The sequence below is a fragment of the Serratia rubidaea genome (assembly GCF_016026735.1).
Lineage (GTDB): Bacteria > Pseudomonadota > Gammaproteobacteria > Enterobacterales > Enterobacteriaceae > Serratia_B > Serratia_B rubidaea.
In genome coordinates this window covers 388648-400573 of record NZ_CP065640.1, presented here as the reverse complement: position 1 = coordinate 400573, position 11926 = coordinate 388648, and the positions used below count along the sequence as shown (strand labels likewise).

The following is an 11926-nucleotide window of genomic DNA, read 5'->3' as shown; positions in this document are numbered from 1 at the left end:
GTATAGGATTTTCAAGGAGCCTCATGTTTACGGTTTATCATTCCAATCAGCTGGACGTGCTGAAAACGCTGACCAGCGTCCTGATCGCCAGAGAACCGTTGGCCGACCCTTTCCAGCAGGAGGTGGTGCTGGTGCAAAGTCCGGGGATGGCGCAATGGCTGCAGATGCAGCTGGCCGAGCAGTTCGGGATTGCCGCCAATATCGAGTTTCCGCTGCCGGCGACCTTTATCTGGGAAATGTTTACCCGCGTGCTGCCGGGCATCCCGAAAGAGAGCGCCTTCAGTAAGGACGCCATGACCTGGAAGCTGATGTGGCTGCTGCCCGATATGCTGACGCAGCCCGAATTTGCCCCGCTGCAGCACTATCTGACCGATGACGGCGATAAGCGCAAGATCCACCAGCTTGCCGGACGCGTGGCCGACCTGTTTGACCAGTATCTGGTGTACCGGCCGCAGTGGCTGGAAAGCTGGCAGCGCGGCGAATTGGTCGCCGAGCTGCCCGAAGCGCAGCAGTGGCAGGCGCCGCTGTGGGCGCGGCTGGTGCAGTATACCCAGGAGCTGGGGCAGCCGGAGTGGCACCGCGCCAACCTGTATCGCCGCTTTATCGCCACGCTGGAACAGGCGCAGCAGTGCCCGCCGGGGCTGCCGAAACGGGTATTCATCTGCGGTATTTCAGCGCTGCCGCCGGTCTATCTGGAGGCGTTGCAGGCGCTGGGCAGACATATTGATATTCACCTGATGTTCACCAACCCGTGCCGCTACTACTGGGGCGATATTCAGGACTACGCGTTTCTGGCGCGCTTGCAAAGCCGCAAGCGGCGTCGCCACCATCAGGCGCAGGAGCAGGGACTATTCCGCGATCCCGCGCAGGCGGCGCAGCTGTTTGATGCCGAGGGGGAGCAGCAGCTGAGCAACCCGCTGCTGGCGTCATGGGGCAAGCTGGGGCGCGATCACCTGTATCTGCTGGCGCAGATGGAAAGCCTGCAGGAGGTCGACGCCTTTGTCGATGTGCCGGCAGACAATCTGCTGCACGGCATACAGCGCGATATGCTGGAACTGGAGGATTGCGCGGTGATCGGCACCACGCCGGACACCTTTGAACGCAGCGACGCCAAACGCCCGCTTGACCCCGACGACCGCTCGCTGAGCCTGCACGCCTGCCACAGCCCGCAGCGCGAGGTTGAGGTGCTGCACGATCAGCTGCTGGCGATGCTAGCGGACGATCCGCAGCTGAGTGCGCGCGATATTATCGTGATGGTCGCCGATATCGACAGCTATACGCCGTATATTCAGGCGGTGTTCGGCAATGCGCCGGCCGATCGCTACCTGCCGTTCGCCATTTCCGACCGCAAGGCGCGTCAGGCGCATCCTGCGCTGCAGGCCTTTATCTCTCTGCTTGATTTACCGCAGAGCCGCTTTACCTCTGAACAGGTGCTGCTGCTATTGGAGGTGCCGGCGCTGGCCGCGCGCTTCGCTATTCAGGAGGAGGGGCTGCGCCTGCTGCGCCACTGGGTGGCGGAGTCCGGCGTGCGCTGGGGGCTGGATGACGATAACGTGCGCGAGCTGGCGTTGCCGGCCACCGGCCAGCACACCTGGCGTTTTGGCATCACCCGCATGCTGCTGGGCTATGCCATGGACAGCAACGTCGGCGACTGGCAGGGGGTGCTGCCGTACGACGAGTCCAGCGGACTGGCGGCGGAGCTGGCCGGCCAGTTGGCGGAACTGCTGACGCAGCTTGCCCAGTGGCGTCAGCGCCTCAGTGAAACGCGCACCCTGGCGGAATGGGCGCCGCTGTGCCGCCAACTGCTGGAGAGCTTTTTTGCCGCCGATGGCGACACGGAAGCCGCGCTGGCGCTGATAGAAAAGCAGTGGCACCAGGTGTTGGAACACGGCACCAATGCCCGCTATCCCGACGCGGTGCCGCTGAGCCTGCTGCGTGACGAGCTGGCGGCGCGTCTTGATCAGGAGCGGATCAGCCAGCGCTTTCTGGCCGGGCAGATCAACTTCTGCACGCTGATGCCGATGCGCTCTATCCCGTTCAAAGTGGTGTGCCTGCTCGGCATGAACGACGGCGTTTATCCGCGTACGCTGCCGCCGCTGGGGTTTGACCTGATGGCGCAGCAGGTAAAACGCGGCGATCGCAGCCGCCGCGACGACGACCGCTATCTGTTCCTGGAAGCCATTTTATCCGCGCAGGAAAAGCTGTATATCAGCTTTATCGGCCGTTCGATTCAGGACAACAGCGAACGTTACCCGTCGGTGCTGGTGACGGAGTTGCTGGAGTATCTGCAGCAGAGCTACTGTCTGCCGGGGGACGAAGCGCTGGATGTGGACGCCAGCGCGCGTCGGGTTAGCGAACATTTACTTCGCTGGCATGCCCGGATGCCGTTCGCGGCGGAAAATTTCATACCGGACAGCGAGGCGCAAAGCTACGCCGCCGAATGGCTGCCGGCCGCCGACGGGCGCGGCCAGGCGCACCCTGAGTTTAATCAGCCGCTGCCGGCCGAACACCGCGTTGAGATCGCGCTGGATGAGCTGCTGCGCTTCTACCGTCACCCAATCCGCGCATTCTTCCAGCAGCGCCTGGGCGTGAGCTTTGTGCTGGAAGAGACCGAGCTGCCGGATGAAGAGCCGTTTACGCTGGATAACCTCAGCCGCTATCAGTACAACAATCAGCTGCTGAATGCGCTGATTGACGGCGACGATGCGGCGAAGCTGTATCAGCGCATCAGGGCCTCTGGCGGCTTGCCCTACGGCGCCTTCGGCGAGATTTACTGGCAGAAGCAGCAGGAAGAGATGGAGGAGCTGGCGGCGCAGGTGCGTGAGGAGCGTCGGGAGAGCGGCAGCCTGGAACTGGATATCAGCGTGGCGGGCGTGCATATCGGCGGTTGGCTGCATCAGGTGCAGGAGGATGGCCTGCTGCGCTGGCGGCCGGCTGCCCTGTCGGCGGTGGACGGCATTCTGCTGTGGCTGGAGCATCTGCTGTATTGCAGCGCGGGCGGCCAGGGTGAAAGCCGCATGTTGGGGCGCAAGAATTCGGTCTGGCGCTTTGCCGCCCTGCCGGCGGACGCGGCGCAGGCGCAGCTGGCGGAGCTGGTGGCCGGCTATCAGCGCGGTCTGTGCCAGCCGCTGATGCTGCTCAATAAGAGCGGCTGGGCCTGGTTAAGCCAGTGCTATCAGACGGAAAATCAGGCAATTGACTGGAGCGAAGAGGCGCAGGCCAAAGCGCGCGCTAAACTGCTGCAGGCCTGGCAGGGCGACCAGCGCATTCCCGGCGAAGGGGAGGATCCTTATGTTCAGCGGGTGCTGCGCCAGCTGGATAATGAGGCCCTGGCGCAAATTTTAGCGGAAACAGAACGTTACCTGCTGCCGGTCGCCAGACACAATCTGGGATAATGGGCCCGGGTGGTGCGCCGTGGCGGGAGGTGGTAAAACTAGGTCTCGCCGTAGGTGAATAGCGGGTTTTAGCGTGACAGTAAGTACTTACCGGGGAGCTGTCGCTACGGCGTATTGTGACGCGTCGACCTGCCCGGTATGACATTTTTGTTGTTTTTTGATCGGCCTTGCCGGCGTCCTGGAACGGACGCAGCGGGGCGGAAATAGGGGTTTAATTTGGATATGCGCAGACGTTGGGCCCGCCTTTGCGGGGTAATGTTGTTGGTAGTATTCTGGGCGCCGTCAGGCTGGGCCGGGCAGGGATGGCAGCCGCTGGCGGAGAAAATCCATAAAAGCGAGCACGATCCGCGCCATTACCAGGCCATCAAGCTGACGAACGGCATGACGGTGCTGCTGGTCTCTGATGAGCAGGCGCCCAAGTCGCTGGCCGCGCTGGCCCTGCCGGTCGGTTCTCTGGAAGATCCTGACAGCCAGCTGGGGTTGGCGCACTATCTGGAACATATGGTGCTGATGGGCTCCAAACGCTATCCGGATCCGGAAAACCTGTCCGAATACCTCAAAAAACACGGCGGCAGCCACAACGCCAGCACCGCGTCGTACCGCACCGCCTACTATCTGGAGGTGGAAAACGATGCGCTGGAGCCGGCGGTGGACCGCATGGCCGATGCGATAGCCGAGCCGCTGCTGGACCCCGGCAATGCGGATAAAGAGCGCAACGCGGTGAATGCCGAGCTGACCATGGCGCGTTCGCGCGACGGCATGCGTATGGCGCAGGTCGGGGCGGAAACGCTGAACCCGGCGCATCCGAGCGCGCGCTTTTCCGGCGGCAACCTCGATACGCTGAAGGATAAACCCGGCAGCAAGCTGCATGAGGCGCTGACGAGTTTCTATCAACGCTATTACTCCGCCAATCTGATGGTCGGGGTGCTCTACAGCAACCAACCGCTGCCGCAGCTGGCGGCGCTGGCGGCGAAGACCTTCGGCCGGGTGCCGAATCATCAGGCCGACGTTGCGCCGATTACCGTACCGGCGGTGACCAAAGCGCAGCAGGGCATCATCATCAATTACGTGCCGGCGCAGCCGCGCAAGCAGCTGAAGGTCGAGTTCCGTATCGATAACAACAGCGCGGCTTTCCGCAGCAAGACCGATACCTATATCAGCTACCTGATCGGCAACCGCAGCAAAAATACGCTGTCTGACTGGCTGCAGCAGCAGGGACTGGCCGATGCCATCAACGCGGGCGCCGATCCGATGGTGGATCGCAACGGCGGGGTGTTTGTCATCAGCGTGTCGCTGACGGATAAAGGCCTGGCGCAGCGTGACCAGGTGGTGGCCGCGATCTTTAACTACCTGAACATGCTGCGTCAGCAGGGCGTCAAAAAAAGCTACTTTGATGAAATTGCGCACGTGTTAAATCTGGATTTCCGCTACCCGTCGATTACCCGCGATATGGACTATATCGAGTGGCTGGTGGATACCATGCTGCGCGTGCCGGTCGAGCATACGCTGGATGCGCCTTATCTGGCGGACCGTTACGACCCTGACGCCATTAAACGGCGTCTGGATGAAATGACGCCGCAAAACGCCCGCGTGTGGTTTATCAGCCCGAACGAGCCGCATAACAAAACGGCGTACTTTGTCGATGCGCCGTATCAGGTGAATAAAATCACCCCGCAGCGTTTTGAACAGTGGCAGCGCCTGGGACAGGGGATTTCGCTGTCGCTGCCGGCGCTGAACCCGTATATCCCGGATGACTTTACCCTCACCGCGCCGTCGCACCGTTTTACCCAGCCGGAAGTGGTGGTGAACCAGCCGGGGCTGCGCGTGCTGTATATGCCGAGCCGCTATTTTGCTGATGAGCCGAAGGCCGACGTAACCGTCGCCTTCCGCAACGCTGAAACCATGAATTCGGCGCGCAATCAGGTGTTGTTCTCGCTGACGGATTACCTGGCCGGTATCGCGCTGGATCAGCTGAGCTATCAGGCTTCGGTCGGGGGCCTGAGTTTCAGCACCTCGCCGAGCAACGGCCTGCAGTTTAACGCCAACGGCTTTACCCAGCGCCTGCCGCAGCTGCTGACGTCGCTGATTGAAGGCTACGCCGGCTTTACGCCGACCCAGGCGCAGCTGGATCAGGCCAAGTCCTGGTATCTGCAGCAGCTGGATGCTGCTGAAAAAGGCAAAGCCTTCGAACTGGCGATCCAGCCGATTCAGATGGTGTCGCGCGTGCCCTATTCGGAACGCAGTGAACGGCGTGAAGTGCTGAAAAACCTGACGCTGAAAGACGTGCTCGCCTACCGCGACGGCCTGCTGAAAAACGCCACGCCGGAAATGCTGGTGGTGGGCAATATGAGCAAGCCTCAGGTTGACCAGCTGGCGTCCGCGCTGAAGCAGAGCCTCGCCTGCCGCGGCGTGACATGGTGGCACGGGGAAAATGTCCGCGTTGATAAAAAACAGCTGGCAAATCTGCAGCGCGCCGGCAGCAGCACCGACTCGGCGCTGGCGGCGGTCTATATCCCAACCGGATATGATGAAATCAGCGGCATGGCGCACAGCTCACTGCTGGGACAGATCATTCAGCCCTGGTTCTATAGCCAGCTGCGCACCCAGGAACAGCTGGGGTATGCGGTGTTCGCCTTCCCGATGTCGGTCGGGCGGCAGTGGGGCGTCGGTTTCCTGCTGCAGAGCAACAGCAAACAGCCGGACTACCTCTATCAGCGCTATCAGGACTTCTATCCGAGGGCAGAAAAACGGCTGCACGCGATGAGCGCTGCGGACTTCGCCCAGTATCAGCAGGCGCTGATTAATGAACTGAAACAGCGGCCGCAAACGCTGAGCGAGGAGGCAGGGCGCTTTAGCAATGACTTCGAGCGCGGTAATTTTGCCTTTGACACGCGTCAGAAGCTGATCGCACAGATAGAGCAACTGACGCCGGCCAAGCTGGCGGACTTCTTCCATCAGGCGGTGATGCAGCCTCAGGGGCTGGCGGTGCTGTCTCAGGTCAGCGGCAGCAGCCAGGGCAAAGCCGATTATGCGGCGCCGCAGGGCTGGACCGCTTATCCGAACGCGTCCGCGCTGCAACAGACCATGCCGCGTCAGGTGGTTAAACCATGACGACTCTGACTCCGCAAACGCTCGATCCGTTAACGCTGCCGCTTTACGGCGAACGGCTGATTGAAGCCTCGGCGGGGACCGGTAAGACCTTCACCATTGGCGCGCTGTATTTGCGCCTGCTGTTGGGGTTGGGTAAGCAGGCGGCGTTTTCGCGCCCGCTGACGGTAGAGGAAATTTTGGTGGTGACCTTTACCGAGGCCGCCACCGAAGAGCTGCGCGGCCGTATCCGCAGCAATATTCACGGGTTGCGCATCGCCTGCATTCGCGGGCGGGAGCACTGCGACAACCCGCTGTTTGCCGCGCTGATGGCGGAGATTGACGATCTGTCGGACGCGGCGGCGCAGCTGCTGGCCGCCGAGCGGCAAATGGATGAGGCGGCGATCTATACCATCCACGGTTTTTGTCAGCGCATGCTGACCCAGAACGCCTTTGAGTCCGGCATTTTGTTTGAACAAACGCTGGTGCAGGACGAGCTGCCGCTGCGCCGGCAGGCCTGCGCCGACTTTTGGCGTCGCCATTGCTATCCGCTGCCGCTGGACGTTGCGCGCGCGGTCAGCCAGGAGTGGAGCGGGCCGGAAGCTTTGCTGAGCGATCTGTCCGCCTATCTGCACGGCGAGGCGCCGACGCTGCGTCAGCCGCCGCAGCAGGATGAAACGCTGCTGATGCGCCACCAGAAGATTGTGGCGCGCATTGACGCCATCAAGGCGCAATGGGTCGCGGCGGCGGCCGATCTGCACGATCTTATCAGCAGCTCCGGCGTCGATAAGCGCAGTTACAGCAGCAGACATTTGCCCAACTGGCTACAGAAGGTCGGCGAGTGGGCCGGGCAGGAGACGCTGGATTATCAGCTGCCGAAAGAGCTGGAAAAGTTCCGCCAGTCGACGCTGCTGGAGAAAACCAAGAAGGGCGAGGCACCGCGTCACGCCCTGTTTGACGCCGTCGACGGCCTGTTTGCCGAACCGCTGACGCTGCGCGACCTGGTGATGGCGCGCGCGCTGAGCGAGATCCGCACCTCGATTCAGCAGGAAAAGCGCCAGCGCGCCGAGCTGGGGTTTGACGATCTGTTGAGCCGGCTGGACGGCGCGCTGCAGAGCGCCGGCGGCGATCGGCTGGCGCAGGCGATACGTCAGCGTTATCCGGTGGCGATGATCGATGAGTTTCAGGATACCGACCCGCAGCAGTACCGTATTTTCCATAAGTTATATGTCGGTCAGGCGGAGTGCGGACTGCTGCTGATTGGCGATCCCAAACAGGCGATTTATGCGTTCCGCGGCGCGGACATTTTCACCTATATGCGTGCACGTTCTGAGGTAAGCGCACACTATACGCTGGAGACCAACTGGCGCTCTTCGCCGACGATGGTCGGCAGCGTCAACCGGCTGTTCTCGCGGCTGGAAAAACCGTTCCTGTTCGGCGAGATCCCGTTTATTGAGGTGGCGGCGGCGGATAAAAACCATCAGCTGGCGTTTGAACTGCATAACCGGCCCCAGGCCGCCATGCACTTCTGGCTGCAGCCGGGCGACGGCGTGGGAGTAAGTGACTACCAACAGCAGATGGCGCGGCTGTGCGCGACGCAAATCCGCGACTGGCTGAACGCCGGGCAGCGTGGGGAGGCCTGGCTGGCGGATGGCGACAGGCGGCGGCCGGTGCAGGCGTCGGATATCACCATTCTGGTGCGCAGCCGGGCGGAGGCGGCGCTGGTACGCGATGCGCTCAGCCTGCTGGCGATCCCTTCGGTCTACCTGTCAAACCGCGACAGCGTGTTCGATACGCCGGAGGCCAAGGATCTGCTGTGGCTGCTGCAGGCGGTGCTGGCGCCGGAGCAGGAGCGCACGTTGCGCAGCGCGATGGCGACCGGCCTGCTGGGGCTGGATGCGCCGACGCTGGACGCCCTGAACCATAACGAGCGGGCGTGGGACGCGCTGGTTGATGAGTTCGACCAATACCGCACGCTGTGGCTGCGGCGCGGCGTGCTGCCGATGCTGCGCGAGGTGATGACGCAGCGGCACCTGGCGGAAAACCTGCTGGCCAGCCCCGGTGGTGAGCGTCGGCTGACCGATGTGATGCATCTGGGGGAACTGCTGCAGGAGGCGTCGGCGCAGCTCGACAGCGAGCATGCGCTGGTGCGCTGGCTGGCGCAGCAGATCGCCCAGCCGAACAGCCAGTCGGACAACCAGCAGCTGCGTCTGGAAAGCGATCGTCACCTGGTGCAGGTGATGACGATTCACAAGTCGAAAGGGCTGGAGTATCCGCTGGTCTGGCTGCCGTTTGTCGGCAACTATCGCCAGCAGCAGCAGGTGCTGTATCACGATCGTCACAGCTTCAAGGCCCTGCTGGATCTGAATGCCGATGAAGAGAGCATCGCCTGGGCGGAGGAAGAGCGGCTGGCGGAGGATTTGCGCCTGCTGTACGTCGCGCTGACGCGTTCGGTGTACCACTGCAGCATCGGCATTGCGCCGCTTATTCAGGGCACGCGTAAAAAGCAGGGAGAGACCGATTTACATCGTAGTGCGCTGGGATATCTGGTGCAGGGCGGTCAGGCGGGGGACGCTGCCTGTTTGCAGAGCTGTCTGCAGCAACTGGCCGATGAAAGCATTGCGCTCTCGCTGCTTGAGACGCTTGATGAGCAGCCCTGGCAGCCGCAAAGCGTGAGGGCGGAGCAGCTGGCGGCCAGACAGGTCAACCGGCAGATGCAGGATTTCTGGCGGGTAACCAGCTATACCGGCCTGCAGCAACACGGCGCCGGGCTGATGCAGGATTTGCTGCCGCGGCTGGACGTCGACGTCGCGGGCGAGCAGGCGGTTGAAAGTGAGCCATCACTGACTCCGCATACCTTTCCGCGCGGCGCGGCGCCGGGCACCTTCCTGCACAGCCTGTTTGAGACGCTGGATTTTACCCAGCCGTTGGACCCCGTCTGGTTGGCGGAACAGCTGCAGCTGAACGGCTATGACGCATATTGGCAGCCGGTGCTGCAGACGTGGATGGAGACGCTGCTGCACACCGTGCTGAATGACAGCGGCGTTACGCTGGCGCAGCTGATGCCGCAGGCGAAACAGGCGGAACTGCAGTTTTATCTGCCGATCGGCCAACTGCTGCAGGCCACGCAGTTGGATGCGTTGGTGAAGCGCTACGATCCGCTGTCGGCTCGCTGTCCGGCGCTGGATTTTCAACGGGTGCAGGGGATGCTGAAAGGCTTTATCGACCTGATTTTCTGCTGGCAGGGGAAATATTACCTGCTCGACTATAAGTCCAACTGGCTGGGGGACGACAGCAGCGCCTATACGCAGCCGGCGATGGCGCAGGCGATGGCGGAACACCGTTATGACCTGCAGTATCAGCTGTATACCCTGGCGCTGCATCGCTATCTGCGTCACCGTCTGGCGGACTATGACTATCAGCGTCATTTTGGCGGCGTGATTTATCTGTTTTTGCGCGGCGTCGACGGTCAGCATCCCGGCAACGGCATCTTTGCCTGCCGGCCCGCCGCCGAACTGGTTGAGGGCATGGATCGGCTGTTCAGCGGCGACGACAACCCGGGAGACTCTGAAGCATGATGCAGCTACTACAACAGGCGGTCGCGCTTGGCGTGCTGCGTCCGTTGGACGTGCAGTTCGCCCAGGTGGTCGCCGGGCCGGAACGGCCGGATATGTTGCTGGCGGCGGCCTGCCTCAGCGCGGAAGCCGGTGCCGGCCACGTCTGTCTGCAGTTGGAGCAACTGCTGCCGGAGACATTATTCGGCGCCCGCCAGCCTGAGCTGGCGCAGGCGGTCTGGCGGGCCGCCGGTCAGCCGGACGTTGAGGCGTGGCGAGCCCTGCTGCTGTCGTCATTGGCGGTCAGCGACGGCAGCTTGCCGACGCCGCTGGTGCTGCAGCAGCAGCGTCTCTACCTGCAGCGCATGTGGCAAAGCGAAGGCGAGGTGGCGGACTTTATCGGCAGTGAGGATACGCCGCAGCCTATCGACCCACAGCGTTTACGGCCGATCCTGGATCGCCTGTTTGGCGAGGCGGAAGCGACGCCGGACTGGCAGAAAATCGCCGCCGCCGTTGCCGCTACGCGGCGCATTGCGGTGATTTCCGGCGGGCCGGGCACCGGCAAAACCACCACGGTGGCGAAACTGCTGGCGGCGCTGGTGCAGCTGGCCGATGGTGAACGGCTGCGCATTCAGCTCGCCGCGCCGACCGGGAAAGCGGCGGCGCGCCTGACCGAATCGCTCGGCAGCGCCAGCCGCCGGCTGGGGCTGACGCCGCAGCAGCTGAGCCTGTTTCCTTCCGAAGCCGCCACGCTGCACCGCCTGTTGGGCGCGCAGCCGAACAGCCAGCGCATGCGTTACCATCGCGGTAATCCGCTGCATCTGGACGTGCTGGTGGTGGATGAGGCGTCGATGGTGGATTTACCGATGATGGCGCGGCTGATCGCCGCCTTGCCCGCACATGCCAGAGTGATTTTCCTTGGCGACCGCGATCAGCTGGCCTCGGTGGAGGCGGGCGCGGTGCTGGGGGATATTTGCCGCTTTGCCGAGCAGGGCTACAGCGAGGCGCGTGCGGCGCAGCTCAGCCAGCTGACCGGCTGCGTGCTGCAGGGGCAGCCGGCGCAGGCGGCTGCGGCGGTGCGCGACAGCCTGTGCCTGCTGCGTAAAAGCTACCGTTTTGACGCCAACTCGGGCATTGGACAGCTGGCGTTCGCGGTTAACGCCGGCGATGTCCGGGGCGCGCGCGTGGCGTTGGACGGGCGTTTTGACGATGTGGCCGGCTATCCGCTGGCGGAGACGGTGGACTATCAGGCGCTGCTGGATGCCTGCGTGGCGGGCTACCGCGACTACCTGACGCAGGTGGCCGCCGGCGTTGATGCGCAGCAGGTGCTGGATGCGTTCGGGCGTTTTCAGGTGCTGTGCGCCCTGCGGGAAGGCCCGTTCGGCGTCAGCGGGCTGAATGAACGCATTGAAACCGGCCTGCAGCGCGCAGGATTGATCCGGCGTGCGTCCGGTGCCGCGGGGCGTTGGTATCGGGGGCGACCGGTGATGATCGGCCGCAACGACAGCGCGCTGGGGTTGTTTAACGGCGATATCGGTATTGCCTTGCCGGATGCGGCAGGGGAATTGCGCGTTCACTTTCAACTGCCGGACGGCAGCATCAAATCGGTGCAGCCAAGCCGCTTACCGGCGCATGAAACCGCCTATGCGATGACGGTGCATAAATCACAGGGATCGGAGTTTGACCATACGGTGCTGGTGCTGCCCAACCATTATCTGCCGGTGCTGACGCGGGAACTGGTGTATACCGCCATTACCCGCGCGCGTCAGCGGCTGTCGCTGTACGCTGCCGATAAGGTTTTGATGAGCGCCGTACGTACGCCGACGCAGCGCCGCAGCGGGCTGGCCGAACGCCTGCTGCTGGCGAGCGATGAACAGGGGCGCTAACCGC

General features: G+C 62.9%; 4 protein-coding genes. All 4 read left to right on the top strand.

The genetic code is table 11. The annotated features are described in order from the left end of the window. Window positions 1-23: 23 nt before the first annotated feature. The 4 genes from recC (at window position 24) to recD (ending at window position 11922) form a co-directional block, all read left to right on the top strand. Window positions 24-3395 carry an exodeoxyribonuclease V subunit gamma gene (gene recC / locus I6G83_RS01820; protein ID WP_054307705.1) on the top strand — a complete coding sequence of 1124 codons (3372 nt, stop codon included), beginning with the start codon at window positions 24-26 and terminating at the stop codon, window positions 3393-3395. Window positions 3396-3617: 222 nt separating this feature from the next. Beyond that, window positions 3618-6506: a pitrilysin gene (ptrA, locus tag I6G83_RS01815; RefSeq protein ID WP_054307712.1), complete on the top strand. Its 2889-nt coding sequence runs from the start codon at window positions 3618-3620 to the stop codon at window positions 6504-6506. Next, on the top strand, window positions 6503-10060 hold the full coding sequence (recB, locus tag I6G83_RS01810) for an exodeoxyribonuclease V subunit beta (RefSeq protein WP_054307704.1): 3558 nt from the start codon (window positions 6503-6505) through the stop codon (window positions 10058-10060). Before ptrA ends, recB begins: the two co-directional genes overlap by 4 nt. Beyond that, on the top strand, window positions 10057-11922 hold the full coding sequence (gene recD / locus I6G83_RS01805) for an exodeoxyribonuclease V subunit alpha (protein ID WP_054307703.1): 1866 nt from the start codon (window positions 10057-10059) through the stop codon (window positions 11920-11922). The genes recB and recD overlap by 4 nt, the downstream gene beginning before the upstream one ends. The last annotated feature ends 4 nt before the right edge of the window (window positions 11923-11926 follow it).